The sequence below is a fragment of the Pseudomonas sp. B2021 genome, assembly GCF_018135665.1.
Taxonomy (GTDB): domain Bacteria; phylum Pseudomonadota; class Gammaproteobacteria; order Pseudomonadales; family Pseudomonadaceae; genus Aquipseudomonas; species Aquipseudomonas lactis.
In genome coordinates this window covers 4,205,043-4,223,135 of the sequence record NZ_SMOF01000001.1, presented here as the reverse complement: position 1 = coordinate 4,223,135, position 18,093 = coordinate 4,205,043, and the positions used below count along the sequence as shown (strand labels likewise).

At 58.5% G+C, this 18,093-nt stretch carries 15 protein-coding genes, 1 tRNA gene and 2 pseudogenes; 11 read left to right on the top strand and 7 right to left on the bottom strand.

The annotated features are described in order from the left end of the window. Positions 1–171 precede the first annotated feature (171 nt). The 7 genes from E1K68_RS18895 to E1K68_RS18865 all read left to right on the top strand — a co-directional run bounded on the left by E1K68_RS18895 (position 172) and on the right by E1K68_RS18865 (position 7,853). The gene (locus tag E1K68_RS18895) at positions 172–690 is read left to right on the top strand and encodes a DUF2059 domain-containing protein (protein ID WP_014719258.1); all 519 of its coding nucleotides are present in this window, start codon (positions 172–174) and stop codon (positions 688–690) included. Positions 691–696: 6 nt separating this feature from the next. Continuing rightward, positions 697–990: a BolA family protein gene (locus E1K68_RS18890; RefSeq protein ID WP_003192734.1), complete on the top strand. Its 294-nt coding sequence runs from the start codon at positions 697–699 to the stop codon at positions 988–990. 101 nt (positions 991–1,091) lie between these two features. After that, positions 1,092–2,033 (top strand): rhodanese-related sulfurtransferase, encoded by a 942-nt coding sequence (locus E1K68_RS18885; protein WP_034136068.1) that lies wholly within the window; start codon positions 1,092–1,094, stop codon positions 2,031–2,033. Positions 2,034–2,036: 3 nt separating this feature from the next. Continuing rightward, positions 2,037–2,672, top strand: coding sequence for a DsbA family protein (locus E1K68_RS18880; protein WP_003192732.1), 636 nt, complete (start codon positions 2,037–2,039; stop codon positions 2,670–2,672). Continuing rightward, positions 2,665–4,467 (top strand): ABC transporter ATP-binding protein, encoded by a 1,803-nt coding sequence (locus E1K68_RS18875; protein WP_003192731.1) that lies wholly within the window; start codon positions 2,665–2,667, stop codon positions 4,465–4,467. The genes E1K68_RS18880 and E1K68_RS18875 overlap by 8 nt, the downstream gene beginning before the upstream one ends. A gap of 71 nt (positions 4,468–4,538) precedes the next feature. Further along, on the top strand, positions 4,539–7,001 hold the full coding sequence (locus E1K68_RS18870; RefSeq protein ID WP_003192730.1) for an EAL domain-containing protein: 2,463 nt from the start codon (positions 4,539–4,541) through the stop codon (positions 6,999–7,001). Positions 7,002–7,046: 45 nt separating this feature from the next. Then, on the top strand, positions 7,047–7,853 hold the full coding sequence (locus E1K68_RS18865; RefSeq protein WP_034136066.1) for an iron-containing redox enzyme family protein: 807 nt from the start codon (positions 7,047–7,049) through the stop codon (positions 7,851–7,853). A 44-nt stretch (positions 7,854–7,897) separates the two neighbouring features. Here E1K68_RS18865 and E1K68_RS18860 read toward each other — a convergent pair whose 3' ends face one another. Then, complete coding sequence (locus E1K68_RS18860) at positions 7,898–8,824, bottom strand: GGDEF domain-containing protein (protein WP_014719251.1); 927 nt, start codon at positions 8,822–8,824, stop codon at positions 7,898–7,900. A 412-nt stretch (positions 8,825–9,236) separates the two neighbouring features. Then, the gene (gene lldD / locus E1K68_RS18855; RefSeq protein ID WP_003192725.1) at positions 9,237–10,367 is read right to left on the bottom strand and encodes an FMN-dependent L-lactate dehydrogenase LldD; all 1,131 of its coding nucleotides are present in this window, start codon (positions 10,365–10,367) and stop codon (positions 9,237–9,239) included. Between the two features lie 100 nt (positions 10,368–10,467). Between lldD and E1K68_RS18850 the strand changes: the two genes are divergently transcribed. The 3 genes and pseudogenes from E1K68_RS18850 to E1K68_RS18840 form a co-directional block, all read left to right on the top strand. Beyond that, positions 10,468–11,391 (top strand): LysR family transcriptional regulator, encoded by a 924-nt coding sequence (locus E1K68_RS18850; RefSeq protein WP_003192724.1) that lies wholly within the window; start codon positions 10,468–10,470, stop codon positions 11,389–11,391. 33 nt (positions 11,392–11,424) lie between these two features. Beyond that, a tRNA-Asn gene (locus tag E1K68_RS18845) sits at positions 11,425–11,500 on the top strand. Positions 11,501–11,621: 121 nt separating this feature from the next. Beyond that, a pseudogene (locus E1K68_RS18840) lies at positions 11,622–11,845 on the top strand (ParA family protein); the annotation flags it as partial. A gap of 337 nt (positions 11,846–12,182) precedes the next feature. Here the strand turns inward: E1K68_RS18840 and E1K68_RS18835 are convergent. The 5 genes and pseudogenes from E1K68_RS18835 to E1K68_RS18815 all read right to left on the bottom strand — a co-directional run bounded on the left by E1K68_RS18835 (position 12,183) and on the right by E1K68_RS18815 (position 16,450). Further along, complete coding sequence (locus E1K68_RS18835) at positions 12,183–12,557, bottom strand: hypothetical protein (protein ID WP_032896053.1); 375 nt, start codon at positions 12,555–12,557, stop codon at positions 12,183–12,185. A 609-nt stretch (positions 12,558–13,166) separates the two neighbouring features. Continuing rightward, a complete protein-coding gene (gene dapF / locus E1K68_RS18830; RefSeq protein ID WP_192001674.1) occupies positions 13,167–13,976 on the bottom strand; it encodes a diaminopimelate epimerase in 810 nt (269 codons plus the stop codon). 568 nt (positions 13,977–14,544) lie between these two features. Further along, positions 14,545–14,910: a BrnA antitoxin family protein gene (locus tag E1K68_RS18825; protein WP_078803524.1), complete on the bottom strand. Its 366-nt coding sequence runs from the start codon at positions 14,908–14,910 to the stop codon at positions 14,545–14,547. A gap of 3 nt (positions 14,911–14,913) precedes the next feature. Next, positions 14,914–15,042, bottom strand: a pseudogene (locus E1K68_RS18820) (BrnT family toxin); the annotation flags it as partial. Between the two features lie 184 nt (positions 15,043–15,226). Then, the gene (locus tag E1K68_RS18815) at positions 15,227–16,450 is read right to left on the bottom strand and encodes a benzoate/H(+) symporter BenE family transporter (RefSeq protein WP_192001675.1); all 1,224 of its coding nucleotides are present in this window, start codon (positions 16,448–16,450) and stop codon (positions 15,227–15,229) included. Between the two features lie 95 nt (positions 16,451–16,545). On the opposite strand from E1K68_RS18815, the gene E1K68_RS18810 reads away from it, so the two are divergent. Beyond that, positions 16,546–18,042, top strand: a complete 1,497-nt coding sequence (locus E1K68_RS18810) for a PLP-dependent aminotransferase family protein (RefSeq protein WP_192001676.1) — start codon at positions 16,546–16,548, stop codon at positions 18,040–18,042. Positions 18,043–18,093 lie beyond the last annotated feature (51 nt).

The window sequence follows — 18,093 nt, the reverse complement described above, 5'->3', positions numbered from 1 at the left end:
ATTGGTCAGTTTAGGCCTTGGCGGCCAGCGTGGGTTCCCTAAAAGCGCTTTTGTGTCACCGCGCCCCGTGAAACCGGGGCTTGCCATGGGGTGGGGTTGAGCCGCGAGGTTTTTTAGGCGCAGAATGGTCGCCCTTGGGGTCTTACCTCGCCTGCTAGAAAAGGAAACTCGATGACTCGTCTTCGTGCCATCTGTACCGCGGTTGCTCTGGTTTGCGCCAGCGGCCAGGTTCTTGCCGATACCGCCAGCCACAACGCCAGTGCCGAAGCCTTCCTTACCCTGGCCCATGCTGACAAGCTGGGGACCCCGGTGTACATGCAAGTGCAGCAAATGTTCGCCCAGCGTTTCGAACAGACCAAGGCACCTGCCGCCAAGCAGTCCGTACTTGACAGCTACCAGGCCAAGGCCAACGCCGCTCTGGACCAGGCCATCGGCTGGCCGAAGCTCAAGCCAGACATGGTCAAGCTCTACACCACCAACTTCAGCGAATCCGAGCTCAAGGACCTGGTAGCGTTCTACCAGTCGCCACTTGGCAAGAAAGTCCTGGAAAAAATGCCGCAGCTGACCCAGCAATCGGCCCAGATGACCCAGGCCAAGCTGGAAAGCGCCGTACCGGTGGTGAACAAGCTGTTGGAAGACATGACCAACGAGCTGGCGCCAAAAGCCGCCGCACCGGCCAAGAAGAAGTAAGCAGGAATGACCATGCAACAGCGTATCGAAACGGCGCTTGCCGACCTGGCCCCGGAACATCTGAGCGTGCTGGATGAAAGCCACATGCACAGCCGTGGGTTGCAGACCCACTTCAAGGCCGTGCTGGTCAGCCAGCAGTTCGAGGGGCTTAATCGCGTCAAGCGCCACCAGAAGGTCTACGCCACCCTGGGTAGCCTGATGAGCGAATTTCATGCGCTTGCGCTGCATACCTATACGCCCGAAGAATGGGCGACAATCGACGCAGCCCCGGCCTCGCCGACCTGCGCCGGCGGACATTGACGGGGTAACCCTGATAGAATCCGCAACGCGCCGCTTAGCCGGCGCGTTTTTTTTGCATCCGGTTCACCCCTTACGAGGGTAGCCACCTGGAGAGAACACCCATGACTCAACCGATTGTCGTGGCGGCACTGTATAAGTTCGTCACCCTCGAAGATTACGTCGCCCTGCGCGAGCCCCTGTTGCAGGCGATGGTCGATAACGGCATCAAAGGCACCTTGCTGATCGCTGAAGAAGGCATCAACGGCACCGTTTCCGGCAGCCGCGAAGGCATTGACGGCCTGATGGCGTGGCTGAAAAAAGACCCGCGCATGGTCGATATCGACCACAAGGAATCCTACTGCGACGACCAGCCGTTCTATCGCACCAAGGTCAAACTCAAGAAAGAGATCGTGACCCTGGGCGTTGAAGGCGTCGACCCGAACAAAAAAGTCGGTACCTACGTCGACCCGCAGGATTGGAACGCGCTGATCAGCGACCCGGAAGTATTGTTGATCGACACCCGTAACGACTACGAAGTGTCCATTGGCACCTTTGAAGGCGCAATCGACCCGAAAACCACCAGTTTTCGCGAATTTCCCGACTATATCAAAGCCAACTTTGACCCGGCCAAGCACAAGAAGGTCGCCATGTTCTGCACCGGCGGCATCCGCTGTGAGAAGGCGTCGAGCTACATGCTCAGCGAAGGCTTCGATGAGGTCTACCACCTCAAGGGCGGTATCCTGAAGTACCTCGAAGAAGTGCCCCAGGAAGAAACCAAATGGCAGGGCGACTGCTTTGTGTTCGACAATCGCGTGACCGTGCGCCACGACTTGAGCGAAGGCGACTACGATCAATGTCATGCCTGCCGCACACCGGTGAGCATAGAAGACCGCGCTTCCGAGCATTATGTGGCCGGCATCAGTTGCCCCCATTGCTGGGATAAGCTGCCGGAGAAGACCCGTCGCAGTGCGATCGACCGCCAGAAGCAGATCGAACTGGCCAAGGCCCGCAATATGCCGCACCCGATTGGTTACAACTACAAGCAAACCCCTTCCGAGGTCTGAGCCATGTCTGCGCGCCTGCTCTATGTAATGGACCCGATGTGTTCCTGGTGCTGGGGCTTTGCCCCGGTGGCACAAGCGCTGGTAGAGCAGGCCCAGGCGGCCGGCGTGGACGTGCACCTGGTGGTGGGCGGCTTGCGCACCGGCAGCGGCGCGGCGCTGGAGCCGACTACCCGGCGCTACATCCTTGAACACTGGCAAGCCGTCACCGACGCCACCGGCCAGCCGTTCAAGCGTGAGGGCGCGTTGCCCGACGGGTTTGTCTACGACACTGAGCCTGCGTGCCGCGCTATCGTCACCGCACGCAGCTTGGCGCCGGATTGCGCCTGGACGCTGCTGGGGCTGATCCAGCGCGCGTTCTATGTCGAAGGGCGGGACGTGACCCTGGCCCCTGTGCTGGTGGAGCTGGCCGAGCAGGCCGGTATTCCACGCATCGAGTTTGCCGGCGAGTTCGACCGTGCCGATCAGCACGCGGCCACGGCGGCCGATTTTACTTGGGTGCAGGACCTGGGCATTGCCGGGTTCCCGACCCTGCTGGCCGAGCGCAATGGCCAGTTGGCCTTGCTGACCAATGGTTACCAGCCGCTGTCCGAGCTGTCGCCGTTACTGGGTCGATGGCTGGAGCGAGCTGCCTGTGTATGAACAGCCTCCACGCACCGACCGCCTGACCTGGGCAGAAATTCGCCGCCTGGCCCTGCGCCACAAGAAATCCCTGTGGGTCGCCAACGGCGTCGCCGTGCTCGCCACCCTGTGCAGCGTGCCTATCCCGCTGTTGTTGCCGTTGCTGGTGGACGAAGTGCTGCTGGGCCATGGCGATGCCGCCCTCAAGGTAATGAACCACGCGCTGCCCCTGGGTTGGCAAAAAGCCGCTGGCTATATCGGCCTGATGCTCTTGGTTACCCTGGCCCTGCGTTGCGGCGCGTTGGTGTTCAATGTGGTGCAGGCGCGGCTGTTTGCGCGCTTGGCCAAGGACATCGTGTACCGCATCCGCGTGCGCCTGATCGAGCGTCTCAAGCGTATCTCCCTGGGTGAGTACGAAAGCCTGGGCAGTGGTACGGTCACCACCCACCTGGTGACCGACCTGGACACCCTGGACAAATTCGTCGGCGAAACCCTCAGCCGTTTCCTGGTAGCGATGCTGACCCTGGTCGGCACCTCGGCGATCCTGGTGTGGATGCATTGGCAACTGGCGTTGTTGATCCTGTTGTTCAACCCGCTGGTGATCTACGCCACGGTGCAGTTGGGCAAGCGCGTCAAGCACCTCAAGAAGCTGGAAAACGACAGTACTTCGCGCTTTACCCAGGCGCTGACCGAAACCCTGGATGCCATCCAGGAAGTACGCGCCGGCAACCGCCAGGGCTTTTTCCTCGGGCGCCTGGGCCAGCGTGCCCAGGAAGTGCGTGACTACGCCATCCATTCCCAGTGGAAAACCGACGCGTCGAGCCGCGCCAGTGGCTTGCTGTTCCAGTTTGGTATCGACATCTTCCGCGCTGCAGCCATGCTCACCGTGCTGTTTTCCGACCTGTCCATCGGCCAGATGCTCGCGGTATTCAGTTACCTGTGGTTCATGATCGGCCCGGTGGAACAACTGTTGAACCTGCAATACGCCTATTACGCGGCGGGGGGCGCGCTGTCGCGGATCAACGAGCTGTTGGCGCGTGCCGATGAACCGCAATACCCAGGCGGCGCAGACCCGTTCAGCGGGCGCGAGACCGTCGGCATCGAAGTGCGTGGCCTCGACTTTGGCTACGGCGAAGACCTGGTGCTCAACCAGTTGAACCTGGCCATCGCACCGGGTGAGAAGGTGGCGATTGTCGGTGCCAGCGGCGGCGGTAAAAGCACCCTGGTGCAACTGTTGCTGGGGCTCTATACGCCCCAGGCCGGCAGTATTCGTTTTGGCGCTGCCACCCAGCAGGAGATCGGCCTGGAAACCATCCGCGAGAACGTCGCGGTGGTGCTGCAACACCCGGCGCTGTTCAACGACACCGTGCGCGCCAACCTGACCATGGGCCGTACCCGCACCGATCAAGCCTGCTGGCAGGCGCTGGAAATCGCCCAACTGGATGCTACCGTCAAAGCACTGCCTTTTGGCCTGGACAGCGTGGTCGGGCGTTCGGGCGTGCGCTTTTCCGGTGGCCAGCGGCAACGCCTGGCCATTGCCCGCATGGTGCTCGCCGAGCCTAAAGTGGTGATTCTGGACGAGGCCACGTCTGCATTGGATGCAGCGACCGAGTACAACCTGCACCAGGCACTGGCGCGGTTTCTCAGCGGGCGTACTACACTGATCATCGCCCACCGGCTGTCTGCGGTGAAGCAGGCTGACCGAGTGTTGGTGTTCGATGGCGGGCACATTGCCGAAGATGGCGACCACCAGCAGTTAATTGCCGATGGCGGGCTGTACGCCAAACTGTACGGACACTTGCAACAAGTGCGTTGATTTAGCTTAGGCTGTGCTATCGGGAGCGGATTTTCGCGTGCGTATCAAGCTGTGCATGTGTAAGGGACTTCATGAAGCAAAAGCGGACTCTCGGAACGCCACGCCTGCTGGGTATTGTCTGGCCCTTTATCGCCGTCGTGTTGTTCCAGGCATTGTTAGGCTGCGTCAGTCTCTACGTGCTTTCGGCAGTGCGGGGCTATGTGGCGGGCGAAAGCCTGTGGTCCAAGGGCCAGAAAGACGCCATTTACTACCTGACCCTCTACGCCGATAACCGCAACGACGCCACCTACCTCAAATACCAGCAGGCCATTGCCGTGCCCCAGGGCGGGCATGAATTGCGCATTGCCCTGGACCGTCCCAATCCCGACATGGAGGCCGCGCGCCTGGGGATTCTCAAGGGCGGCAACCATCCGGATGACGTTTCCAGCCTGATCTGGCTGTACCTCAACTTCCGCCATTTCAGTTACCTGGAAAAAGCCATTGAGCTGTGGACAGTGGGCGACGGCTACCTGGTGCAGTTGGATGAGCTGGCCCAGGAGATGCACGGCGCCATTACCTCCGGCTACGTCAGCGATGATGATGTCCATAGTTGGAAGGCGCGCATCACGGCCATCAATGAAGGGGTGACACCCGCTGCCAAGGCGTTCAGCGATGCCCTGGGCGAAGGTTCGCGGATGATCCTGCGGCTGTTGTTGATCACCAACCTGGCGACCGCCCTGGGCCTGATCGTGTTGGCGTTGCTGCGCACCCACAAGTTGCTGGCCCAGCGTCATGCCTTTGCCGATGCGCTGCAAGCAGAGAAGGAGCGGGCGCAGATCACGTTGGAGTCGATTGGCGACGGCGTGATTACCACCGACGTCGACGGGGCCATTGCTTACATGAACCCTGCAGCCGAAGCGTTGACCCACTGGCGCTCGGAGCAGGCCCAGGGCCTGCCGCTGGCGGCGCTGTTCAAGCTGTTGGATGAAAACGCCGAGCCCGACGGCTTCACCCTGATTGAACACATCGTCAAGGGCCAGTTCAGCGGCGGCAGCGAGCATTCCAAGCTGATCCAGCGCCTGGACGGCAGCACGGTCTCGGTCACCCTGGTGGGCGCGCCGATCCGCAGCGCTGGCAAGATCAGCGGTGCGGTGCTGGTGTTGCACGACATGACCCAGGAACGTCAGTACATCGCCAACCTTTCCTGGCAGGCCACCCACGACGCCTTGACCGGCCTGGCCAACCGTCGTGAGTTCGAGTTCCGGCTTGAACAGGTGCTGCAACAGGTCGCGCGCCAGCAAAGCGGGCGACATGCCTTGATGTTCCTCGACCTCGACCAGTTCAAGCTGGTCAATGACACCTGTGGCCATGCGGCGGGGGATGAGCTGCTGCGCCACATCTGCGCGTTGCTGCAGTCGGACCTGCGCGAGGGCGACACCTTGGCTCGGTTGGGCGGCGACGAGTTTGGCATCCTGCTGGAGAACTGCCCGGCGCCGGTGGCGGAAAAAATCGCCGAGAGCCTGCGCCATACCGTGCAGAGCTTGCACTTCGTGTGGAAGGGGCGGCCCTTCATGACCACTGTCAGCATTGGCCTGGTGCATATCTCGCAAACCCCGACCACCCTGGAAACCTCCCTGCGCGCCGCCGACATGGCGTGCTACATGGCCAAGGAAAAAGGGCGCAACCGCGTGCAGGTCTACCACGTCGATGACTCGGAATTGTCTCTGCGGTTCGGCGAGATGGCCTGGGTACAGCGGCTGCATATTGCCCTTGAGGAAGACCGTTTTTGCCTCTACGCCCAGGAAATTGCGCCGTTGGGCCCTACCGACGCCGGCAATGGGCACATTGAAATTCTCTTGCGCCTGCATGACGAAGCGGGGCGGATCATTTTGCCCAACAGTTTTATTCCGGCGGCCGAACGTTACGGCTTGATGACGTCCCTGGACCGTTGGGTAGTGGAAAACGTATTCAAGATTATCGCCCGTTGCATGCATGAGCGTCCGGGCCGACCCATGGCCATGTGTGCGATTAATCTGTCAGGAATAACCATTGGCGACGATGACTTTTTAGGATTTTTACGTCAGAAATTCGATACTTACAACATTCCACCGGAAATGATTTGTTTTGAAATAACTGAAACCAGCGCTATAGCCAATTTGGGCAGCGCGATTCGATTTATTAATGAACTCAAAGCGTTAGGCTGCCATTTTTCCCTCGATGACTTTTGCGCCGGAATGTCCTCATTCGCATATTTGAAACATTTACCTGTAGACTTCCTGAAGATCGATGGAAGTTTCGTAAAGGATATGCTGGACGACCCGATTAACCGCGCCATGGTCGAAGTGATCAACCACATCGGCCACGTCATGGGTAAGCGCACAATTGCCGAGTTTGTTGAAACACCGCAGATCGAACAGGCTTTACTTGAGATAGGTGTGGATTACGCTCAGGGCTACCTGATTGAACGCCCGCAATTGTTTACCTTTGATAGCTTGCAGTGCCGACCTGAGCGGCCGCAGCCACTGTTATTCAAGGCGCCCGGCACTTTCCGCTGAAACATTTGCTGGTCTGTACAATCACACTTGAAAAGGAGCCCCACAGTGATCGACACATTCAACAGAACCGGCCCGCTTATGGAAGCCTCGAGTTACCCCGCCTGGGCGCAGCAATTGATCCGGGACTGTAGCGAGAGCAAGCGTCGGGTTGTCGAGCACGAACTGTATCAGCGCATGCGTGACAACGCCCTCAGCGCCAAGACCATGCGCCACTACCTCATTGGTGGTTGGCCGGTGGTGGAACAGTTTGCTTTGTACATGGCGCAGAACCTGACCAAGACCAAGTTTGCCCGTCATCCTGGGGAGGATATGGCGCGCCGTTGGCTGATGCGCAACATTCGTGTGGAGCTCAACCATGCCGACTACTGGGTCAATTGGGCACGGGCTCACGGCGTCAGCCTTGAAGAGCTGCAAGCGCAGGAGGTACCGCCCGAGTTGCACGCCCTGAGCCATTGGTGCTGGCACACCAGCTCGGCCGATGCATTGATCGTCGCGATTGCCGCCACCAACTACGCGATCGAGGGGGCGACGGGGGAGTGGTCCGCCGTGGTCTGCTCTACCGGTGTTTATGCTGCCGCCTTCCCGGAGGAAGATCGCAAGCGGGCGATGAAGTGGCTGAAGATGCACGCCCAGTACGACGACGCCCACCCTTGGGAAGCCCTGGAAATCATCTGCACCCTGGCCGGGACCAACCCGAGCAAGGCCCTGCAGGAAGAGTTACGCCAGGCGGTGTGCAAGAGCTACGACTACATGCACTTGTTCCTGGAAAGCTGCATGCGTCTAGAGAATGCGGAGAAAGACAAGGCGCCAGCCGTTCGCGAGCGCCCTGTGCGCATCGCCAGCGAGGCGTAGCGGTAACTGTGGAGAGGGAGCAAGCTCCCTCGCCACAACTGACTTTACCCCGCCATCGCCAAGCGGTTGCGACCTTCGCGCTTGGCCACGTACAACGCATTATCGGCGCGACGCAGCAGGCTTTCAGCCGACTCGGCCGCCAGCAGTGTCGAGCAACCGAGGCTCACGGTCAGTTCGATTCGCGTGCCCTCCACCCAGTAGTCCTGGGCTTGTGCCGCCTGGCGCAGGCGCTCTCCCACCATCCTCGCGGCATCGCGACCGGTATTGGACAGCAGGATCAAAAACTCTTCCCCGCCAAACCGGAACACCATGTCCACGTTACGCAACTGGCGTTTGATCGCCCCCGCCACGGCGCGCAGCACGCTATCGCCCGCGGCATGCCCATGGGTGTCGTTGATTTTCTTGAAATGGTCGATGTCCAGCATCAACAACGACAGCGGGTGCAGGTGCCGGCGTGCCATGTCGATTTCTCGCTGCAGCGTCTGGTCCATGGCCACACGGTTGCCGGTTTCGGTCAACGGGTCGCGCAGGGCGCTGCGGGTGGCGGCGCGGTAGAGCAGGGCGTTGCGCATCGGATAAAGCAAGGTCACCAGCAGCAGTTCAAGCTGGCTCAACTCCTCTTCAAGCAACCGCTGGTTGCGACGAAAGACCAGTTCCCCCAGGTGCTCGCCTTCATGGCTCAGGGTGTAGCTGACGGAGTGATGACCCCTGTGGCCAAACTCCAGGCGCAGGTCGCTGGCGGCGTGACGGTATTGCAGCGCGTCCAGCGGCACCAGGCGCTGTACCTCACGAAAGAACAGACCCAGGATGCGCTCCGGCTCCAGGCTGGTCTGCAACTGCTGGTTCAGTTGCTGGCGAAGTTCGGCGAGGGTGGCGGGGCGGCGTGGGCGTAAGGATGGCTGGCCAAATCCCAGGCGTTGCAATTTGGCACTGTCAAAGTCAATTGCGTTGGTCTGGGTGGGGGTTTTCATAAGCGGGTGGCCTCTAAGCACTGGGCTGTCTTACAGGCGGGATGAGAGTGGCGAGTGCCAAGCGTCTTACTGATCCGTCAGTTCCGTAAAACATTGGAAACAGTTTAAACCGCTTTTCCTTGGGTTATAACCCCGGGGCACTGCCGCACGTCTTGTCATCGCCGAACCTGCTTGAACAGTACTAGAGCGAGATTCATGCCAAGTGTATTTAGTTGGCAAAAATCCTTATAAATCAATTAACTAATTTTTAAGTAAGAAAAGTCCGTTAAAGCATGGCGTCAGTTATTTGGCTGATTGGGGCCAGCGTTGCCGCCAGCCCGGTTGACGTAACTGTTTCGGTGGGGCGAGTTGCTTGTCGCAAATAAACAACGCTTCGGTTATTCGTGAACAAAGTACACCGCACCCATCACCACTAGACCAGGGTGGTACGGTCGATCTGCGCGATGGAGGTGACCCCGGTCAGGGTCATGGCCACGCGCATTTCCTTGGCAAAGATATCCAAAAGGTTCTCCACCCCATGCTGGCCCTCGGCGGCCAGCGCATAGGCGGTGGCACGCCCCAGCAGACACGCCTTGGCACCCAGGGCGAGCATGCGCACCACGTCGAGCCCGGAGCGAATGCCCGAATCCACCAGCACGGTCAGGTCATCGCCCACCGCTTCGGCAATCGGCGGCAACGCCTTGGCCGTGGAGAGCACCCCGTCGAGCTGGCGGCCGCCATGGTTGGAGACCACGATGCCGTCGGCACCGAAACTCACCGCATCCTTGGCATCCTGCGGGTCGAGGATGCCCTTGATGATCATCGGGCCTTTCCAGAACTCGCGGATCCACTCCAGATCTTTCCAACTGATCGACGGGTCGAAGTTATTGGCCAGCCAGCCAATGTAGTCTTCCAGGTGGGTGGGTTTGCCCAGGTATTTGGAGATATTGCCCAGGTCGTGGGGCCGGCCCATCAAGCCCACATCGAAGGCCCATTGCGGCTTGGTCACCGCCTGCAACATGCGCCGCTGCGCCGCATAGGGGCCGGACATGCCCGAGTGAGCGTCGCGGTAGCGTGCGCCGGGTGTGGGCATATCTACGGTAAACACCAGCGTGGTCACCCCGGCGGCCTGCGCCCGCTCCAGGGCGTTGCGCATGAAGCCGCGATCCTTGAGCACATACAGCTGGAACCAGATCGACTGCGGGCTCTGAGAAGCCACTTCCTCAATCGAACACACCGACACCGTCGACAGGCAAAAGGGGATGTGTTTGTTGGCCGCCGCTTTGGCCGCTTGCACTTCACCGCGTCGCGCATACATGCCGGTCAGGCCGACCGGGCTGAGGATCACCGGCATCGCCAGTTCGGTGCCGAACAGCTGGGTGGTAAGGCTCAGGTCGTCGACATTGCGCAGGATGCGTTGACGCAGGCTGATCTCGGCCAGGTCCGAACTGTTGGCGCGCAACGTGTGCTCAGCGTAAGCGCCGCCGTCGATGTAATCGAACAGAAAGCGCGGCAACTTGCGCTTGGCCGCAGCGCGGTAGTCGGAAGCGGACGAGATGATCATCGACGGTGTCTCCACAGGGCAAAGTGCTACACCCTAAGCAAAGTTATGCCATGATGAAAACAACTTTTATCACTGCTATCCAGTCGCCAAAGGAATACTGATGAACTTGCGAACCTTGCGTGCGTTTGTCGAAGTGGTGCGCCAAGGCGGGTTCTCCCAGGCGGCCGAAGTGGTTGCCCTCACTCAGTCCACCGTCAGCAAAGCAGTCAAGACCCTGGAGGACGAATTGGGCATGCCACTGCTCAATCGTCTCGGCCACAAGAACGAACTCACCGCCGCCGGTGAAATTGCCTACCGCCGCGCCTTGGTAATGCTCGCCGAACGCACCGACCTGATGGCCGAAATCAACGACCTGCGCGGCCTCAGGCGCGGGGTGCTGCGCATCGGCCTGCCGCCGGTAGGGTGCGGCGTGCTGTTCGCGGCCATGTTTGCCACTTACCGCAGCCGCTACCCAGGCATCGACATCGAACTGACCGAGTACGGCAGTAAAAGGCTGCGCGAATGCCTGGAAGCGGGAGAAGTCGATCTGGCCGCACTGCTGCTGCCGGTGGACGAAGGCTTCGACTACCAGCCAGTACGCAACGAACCTCTGATCGCAGTGCTGCCCGTCAGCCACCCATTGGCCCGCCGCAAGCGCATCGACTTCACCGACCTGGCGGACTCGCCGTTCATCCTGTTCGAAGCGGGTTTTGCCCTCAACGCGAAGATCCTCAGTGCGTGCGAGCGTAAAGGCGTAACCCCCAAAGTCACTGCTCGTAGCGGGCAGATCGACTTTATCGTCGATCTGGTCACCGCCGGCCTGGGCGTCGCCTTCCTGCCCCGGATGCTGGCGCACAAACACCAACATCCCGGCATCGCCTTGATCCCCCTGGACGAACCCCACACCGATTGGCATATCGCCCTGGCCTGGCGCGCCAGCGCCCACCTGCCACCGGCGGCACGGGCCTGGTTGGATCTTGCCAAGGAGCCGTCGTATTCAAGCGGGCAGGGGGGCGATTTACGGAAAGTGTCAGAGGATGCTTGACTTCTTCTTTTTAATCAGTAACATACGGCGAATTCCGCGATAGCTCAGTTGGTAGAGCAAATGACTGTTAATCATTGGGTCCCTGGTTCGAGTCCAGGTCGTGGAGCCAGATAGAGAAAAGCCTGTAGAGATACAGGCTTTTTTTTGCTTGGGATTTGACCCAGCAATCCAAACGCTTAGCGCGCTTAGCATGACGCCATCTCTAATCCTTCGATTCAGAGGTAAGGCCAATGAAAGTCGCTGCAGTCGTTTCAACCAAAGGCGGGCCGGGGAAAACCACGGTTGACGCCAATCTAGGCGCGTTCTGCGCCGACGCGGGTCTTCGGACCTGATCCATTCGAATGATCCGATAAATCAGCTTGGAAGTTTGTTGCTTCATGCTGCTGATGGACGCTTTCGCCTCAAGAATTTGATACCGGTGTTCGCTCAAGATTTCGATTTGATCCTTGTCGACCCCGGGGGGAAGAGGCATGTATAGGCAGCTTCGAGGGTGTCGCCTAAGCGGCTGTCCAAGTCGCCGAAGCTCGCAGGTTGCTCTAGGTAGGCAGCCTCATACCAAGCGCACTCTGTGAAGACGACTGGCAGTTTGAACAGCTGGGTTTGCAACGATGTGAGGTTTTCGAGTTTCATGTGTCTCTCCGCAAAAAGCCCAAAACGGCGAGACACGTCGCCCATACGGCGAGTGTTCCCCGCATGGCTGAATAGCTACAAATCAGGACACGGACAAGGCCGGCGTCTTAAAGCTAATAGGCCACCGGTTGGTTACTGATGGCTGAGGGTGTCGCGATGGATCAAGAAGTGACGACTTTCCCGTAAACCTCGTAAAGGCTCTTCAAAATGGGGAAGCCAAAACAGAGAACCAGGAGCCAGAATTGCCAACGAAGCACCGTTATGTTTGATTCTAGTTTTGACACTGAGCTTTGAAATTGACTGGCTTGGCGTTCGACCAGTGTTCGCAAATCCGCGCCTTGCTCCTTAATCAAGGCGGTGAGGTCAGTACGTAATGCAGTGATCGAACCCTGAAGGTGCGACTCGGTACGCTCTAAGTCGGATATTGAAGCGAAATCTTTCACATCGTCCTCCCATGCATCTACAACAGCTTTAGCTTTGTTATTTGGCACACTGATGGATGTCAGCGCGTCATATAAGGCAAGCGATAGTTTCATCATGTCTCCTGCGATTGGCAAGTGACGTAAAGACCCCACCTGACGGCAGGCTCCCGTCACAGTGAGGGTTGGTGCATTCGGTCGGCGAGAATGTCGACGACTGTCCGCGCTACCGAATATTTTGCGAACTACAGCTGATCAACACGGATAGCGTGGTGACCTTCAAGATCCATGTCACCTCGGCAAGTGCTGTCTACGACAGCGAACCAGTCCAGATAATCGACTTAAACGTTATGGCGATCCAGTCAGACGTTTCTTGGAATCTTGTAGGGAATGTGCGGCATCTAGTGAACTGCGCGTTCTGGACCCGTTGGAGGGAGCTAATGACAGCCAAATTGATCCGATTTGCCTGTGGCTCCGCCTTAGATTTATGACTGGTGTTCTGCAGGTCTATCGCTATGATTTGCACTAGGCACTAATATGATGGGCTGGGCATGCGAAGAAATAGTAAAGAACTTTATACCTCAAGAATATCGAGTCTGAATGCTAAGTTCGATATTAGGGCCGCTGTAGTGGCGGTCATGGCGTGAATGGAGGGTTTGTCGTTACATTAAATAATGGTTTGAGTTTGCACTCTGTGCTGTCGTGCCCTCGGTATCACTAGTGACCCTAAAAATCTTCTTGGACAAGGCATTCAGCGTCCAGTGAGTAGTCTCCGACTTTGCACACTGGACCTTGCATCAGAACGTGGTAGTCATTATCAAGTTCGATATTAATTACACCTCCAGGCATTCGCACGGCGACCTGAGCATCGATTAAACCAAGTTTTCGAGAAACAGCCGCCGCCGCACAACTGCTGGTGCCTGAAGACAGTGTATAGCCTACGCCTCGTTCCCAGATCTGCACCTCGAGATTTTTCCTGTCGATAACTCTTACAAACTGGACATTGGTACGATCGGGGAAAATAGAGAGATTCTCAATGATTGGCCCCAGATTTCTAGCCAATATCTCCGTCGGTTGAGCAACAAATATCACGCAATGAGGATTGCCCATGGACACGGGATTCAATAGAAGCGCTGTTCCATCAATGAGAAAGGTAGACTCGGTAGTTTCTATAAATCGGGCCGTACCCATGGCAATCGATATACGCTTGCCTACATCCAGTACCTGACAGCTAACCACACCTCCCTTTGTGGAGACCTTAAAGTGTGAGCTCGCAACAATGCCTTGATCCCACAAATAGCGACAAAATATGCGCAAGCCATTTCCACTTTTTTCCGCCTGTGAACCATCAGTGTTGTAGATACCTACCGATAGCATCTCACCTGCATTAATCAACGGAACCAATATTCCATCACTGCCCAAACCATGGTGGCGGTCACAAATTCTAGATATTTCCTGCTCGGTAAAGCAGAAGGGGGCTGATGCTGTATAAACTAAGTAATCATTACCCGCAGCGTGATATTTGGAAAACTGCATAAATCAGACGCCAGAACAAGTCAAAAGTAAAATAGTGTTTGACTATAGCATAGGCGCGGCTAGGGTCCACTGGACTTAGGGAGACACACCCGCAGACTTGGTCGCATAGCGCATAAGAAACCACCAAGCAGTATGCAGAAGGCCAGCGAAAAGCGCGGCTGCGAACGCCATGAAAATAAGCAAGATCCCGACTAAGAGCACCAATTGAGCGAAAGGCCGAACGCCAACCGCTACCGCCAGAATCGTTGTCAAAGTCAATAGGACTCCCGATTGCCAACTGCTCATACCGAACTGCGGGGGTGACTCCGCACCAAGACGGGCTAGTGCAAGATGGTGTGTTCGGTAGACGCTTACGGTGGGGGGGCGGACGGTTACCTTACAGTTTCAAATCGAACAAGGATTAACCAGGTTTACGATAGCGGTTATCGTCATCCCGCTCTCCCTCGCCCCGTGGCCCTCACAAAATTCTTTCAGCCGCGGGAGGCGGGCTGCAGAGGCGCAGGCTTTTTTTGCCTAGGATTTGGCCTGCATGGCGCGATTCGCACGAAGCAAACTCTAGCCCTCCGATTCAGACAGATTTGCTTTTTGATTTGGCAGGCAGTGGATTAACAAGCATTCGATTCAATTCTCCAGCGAGCGCTATCAACTGCTGTTCCAACGCTTCGACCTCTGAGACGCTGATGCCATTGTTGAGGACTTGCAAGGTTTTGGCTTGCTTCTTCGAGGCTGGCGCTAGGTTATAGGTGTCCTGGGAAACCAATGCCTGTCGCAGTAGATTGTTGATCACGGTCTGATAGCCGGTGCCTGCACTCTGGGCACGTTCACGGGCGGCTTCGATCACAGCATCGTCCAGCATGATCGTGATACGGGTTTTGCCTTTGTTGCTGGCGATGGCGCCGCGCTTGGCGTTACTGAAGTCGTATTCGTCTTTCATGGCTCAAACCTCCAGGTACTGGCGCCGTTCATTTTTGGATGCAAGCCGGGCGCTGATGATGCGTACGAAATTGGGATCGCGGTAGGTGTAGGTCACTACCAACACGCGTCCGTTTGCGTCAGTGCCCGGGATCCCCTCCGATCAGTTGGAGCTTGATCTTGCAGAGATTGTCTGCGGATTTCCGTGCGCAACGGGCGTCTGTTTACGTAGCCAGGTTCTGTTTTCTTTGTCGGAAGGCGTGTATAGACATGACCGAATGCCATATCGAAGCGTTTGAGTGGTAGGCGGGCTGCGTTTGAGCTCAGGTCGCGGAGCCTCAGTTAGCAGCGTTCTCACGGGCAGCAGGCTCCCGACGCGGCAACCCCCCATTAAGCACGACGTACGCCACCAACCCAATCATCAGCCCCCAAAACGCTCCGCCAATCCCGAACAACGTGATGTTGGCGGCCGCTGCCAGAAAGGTAATCAGCGAAGCTTCGCGGGAGCTGGCATCGGCCATGGCGCCGGCCAGGCTGCCGCCGATAGTGCCGAGCAGGGCGAGCCCTGCCAGGGTGGTGATGAAGGTGGCCGGAAAGGCCATGAACAGCGCGGCGAGGGTCACGCCGAAGACCCCGACGAGGATGTAAAAGACGCCTGCGGCAATCCCGGCGATCCAGCGCTTGGAGGGTTCTTCGTGAGCTTGCTTGCCGGTGCAGATGGCGGCGGTGATCGCCGCAATATTGAACGCGTGCGAACCGAAAGGCGCCATAAGCAAGGAGCCCAGCCCGGTGATGGTCACGATAGGGTTGGCACTGGTGTTGAACCCATCGTTGCGCAGCACCAGCATGCCGGGCATGTACTGGCCGGTCAGGGTGATCAGAAACAGCGGCAGCGCGACGCTGAGCAAGGCGTTGAGCGAGAACTCAGGCCGGGTGAACACGGGCGCCGCCAGTTGCAGTGCCAGGCCCGACAAGTCGACCCGTCCCTGAGCCAGCAAGAAGGCCAGCCCCAACGCCAGAATACCCACCACCGCGTAGCGTGCGGTCAGGCGTTTGAGCACCAGGTAGGCAACAATCAGCAAGCCGACCAGCATCGGGTCAAGGCTCATGCCGCCGAAAGCACCGATGCCGAACTGCAACAGAATACCCGCGAGCAACCCGGCGGCCACGCCTGGCGGGATCAGCCGGATGACTTTTTCGAAATAGCCGGATAAGCCCAGCAGCACGAAGGCCGCGGCCGAGATCATGTACGCGCCCACCGCCTCGGCATAGGGCGTGGTGGACAGGGCCACAACCAGAAAGGCAGCAGCCGGTGTGGACCAGGCGGTGATGATAGGTGTGCGGGAAACCCAGCTGAGAAACAGCCCGGTGACCCCCACGCCGATGGACACCGACCACACCCAGGACGCCGTCAACTCAGGGCTCAGCCCAGCGACCTTGGCGGCCTGGAACACCAGAATGAAGGTGCCGCCATAATTGACGATGACCGAGATCAGGCCGGCGACAATCGGCGGGATGAGGTCGCTGAGGCGAACCGATGCGTTGGGTGTTGACGAAGGCATGGCGTTACGTTGCTCCTTGCAAATGGCGATGCGCAAAGTCTACGTATAAACTGGCCTGCTCCTTCCGGCCAATTTATTCATATAGAGCAGACCGCATGGCGAAAACCTTCGAGCTCGAAACACTGAAAATCCGGCTCAACGATGCCGAGTTTCAGCGGCTGGATCTGCATCAGCGGATCCAGCGTGCCCTGCGTGCATTGATTCTGGAGGGAACCCTCGATGCAGGCCTGAAGCTGCCGGCGACCCGGGTGCTGGCCAAAACGCTCGGTGTTGCCCGCGACACGGTCGAGAACGCCTATGTGCATTTGCACCGGGATGGCTTCATTGTGCGACGCGAAGGCTCGGGCAGCTATGTATCGGAGGCTGTGGGCACAGAGTTACGCGGTGCTGCGCGCCGGCGCATCAAAATGCAAGAAACCCCGCGCAACGATGCAGCGCCAGGGTCTGGCTTGAGCCGGCGCGGCCGGAGGATGTTCGATACGGGTGGCGTGACCGATCAACAGGCGGTCAAGGCCTTTGCCACCGGGCTGCCGGAAACTCGTACCTTTCCTGTCGATATATGGGAACGCCTGCAACGCCAGGCCATGAAGGACTACCGGGGTAACGTCCTGCTGCATGGCGACCCGCAAGGCGCCGAGCCTTTGCGCAAGGCGATTGCCACCTACTTGAACCTCGAGCGCGGTGCCAAATGCTCACCCAGCCAGGTTCTGATATTGAGCAGTACTCGCCAGGCCCTGTACCTGTGCGCCCAGCTATTAGTGGACGCCGGCAACCCCATCCTCCTGGAAAACCCCGGTTACTACGGTGCCAAGAAGGCTTTTGAAGCGGCCGAGACCCGGGTGGTGCCTATTGATGTTGATGCACTGGGTATCCGCACCGACCTGCTGCGGGCAGACCGCAGCGGTGCCAATTGCGTCTATGTGACGCCTTCGCATCAATACCCCACCGGCGCCACGTTAGCGCTGGAGCGCCGGTTGGAGCTGATCAATTGGGCGGCCGAGCAGGGCAAGTGGATCATCGAGGACGACTATGACAGCGAGTTCCACTACGACGGGCCGCCGATTGCCTGCGTCCAGGGCCTGGACCCATATCAGCGCACGATCTACCTCGGTACCTTCAGCAAAACCCTCTATCCCGGATTGCGGATGGGCTACATGGTGCTGCCAGCCGAACTGGTCAGCGCATTCACCTATGCGCGAAGCATCATGGACGGTCACACGCCACAGATCCTCCAACTGACCCTGGCGCGCTTCATGGAGGACGGCCACTACCACGCCCATGTCCGGGCGATGCGCAAACTTTACGCCGCGCGCCGTGCCGTCATGCTCACCGCCATCGACAAACACTTGAAGGGAATTGCCACAGCCTTGTGCCCCCATGGCGGGCTGCAGATGCCCTGCCTTTTGGCCGATGGCTGGTCGGAGGAAAACACCATCCGCCAAGCTGCCAGCGCAGGCGTGCAGTTGCCCGGCCTCAGCCGGCTGTACGCCGGCGAGGAAAAGAAACAAGGTTGGCTGTTGGGGTATTCATCCTTGACCGCCCATGAAATCGAAGCCGCCATGCGGCGCCTGGCCAGAGCAATAGGCTCGTAGGAGCGAGCTTGCTCGCGAAAAACTCACAGGCGCCGCGTTCATTCAGGAAGC

Excerpts from the sequence above, each read along its gene's own strand:
- E1K68_RS18860 (WP_014719251.1), bottom strand. The coding sequence starts at position 8,824 with ATGAAAACCCCCACCCAGACCAACGCAATTGACTTTGACAGTGCCAAA.
- E1K68_RS18835 (WP_032896053.1), bottom strand. The coding sequence starts at position 12,557 with ATGAAACTATCGCTTGCCTTATATGACGCGCTGACATCCATCAGTGTG.
- E1K68_RS18895 (WP_014719258.1), top strand. The coding sequence starts at position 172 with ATGACTCGTCTTCGTGCCATCTGTACCGCGGTTGCTCTGGTTTGCGCC.
- E1K68_RS18810 (WP_192001676.1), top strand. The coding sequence starts at position 16,546 with ATGGCGAAAACCTTCGAGCTCGAAACACTGAAAATCCGGCTCAACGAT.
- E1K68_RS18890 (WP_003192734.1), top strand. The coding sequence starts at position 697 with ATGACCATGCAACAGCGTATCGAAACGGCGCTTGCCGACCTGGCCCCG.
- E1K68_RS18885 (WP_034136068.1), top strand. The coding sequence starts at position 1,092 with ATGACTCAACCGATTGTCGTGGCGGCACTGTATAAGTTCGTCACCCTC.
- E1K68_RS18850 (WP_003192724.1), top strand. The coding sequence starts at position 10,468 with ATGAACTTGCGAACCTTGCGTGCGTTTGTCGAAGTGGTGCGCCAAGGC.
- E1K68_RS18825 (WP_078803524.1), bottom strand. The coding sequence starts at position 14,910 with ATGAAAGACGAATACGACTTCAGTAACGCCAAGCGCGGCGCCATCGCC.
- E1K68_RS18815 (WP_192001675.1), bottom strand. The coding sequence starts at position 16,450 with ATGCCTTCGTCAACACCCAACGCATCGGTTCGCCTCAGCGACCTCATC.
- lldD (WP_003192725.1), bottom strand. The coding sequence starts at position 10,367 with ATGATCATCTCGTCCGCTTCCGACTACCGCGCTGCGGCCAAGCGCAAG.
- E1K68_RS18870 (WP_003192730.1), top strand. The coding sequence starts at position 4,539 with ATGAAGCAAAAGCGGACTCTCGGAACGCCACGCCTGCTGGGTATTGTC.
- E1K68_RS18880 (WP_003192732.1), top strand. The coding sequence starts at position 2,037 with ATGTCTGCGCGCCTGCTCTATGTAATGGACCCGATGTGTTCCTGGTGC.
- dapF (WP_192001674.1), bottom strand. The coding sequence starts at position 13,976 with ATGCAGTTTTCCAAATATCACGCTGCGGGTAATGATTACTTAGTTTAT.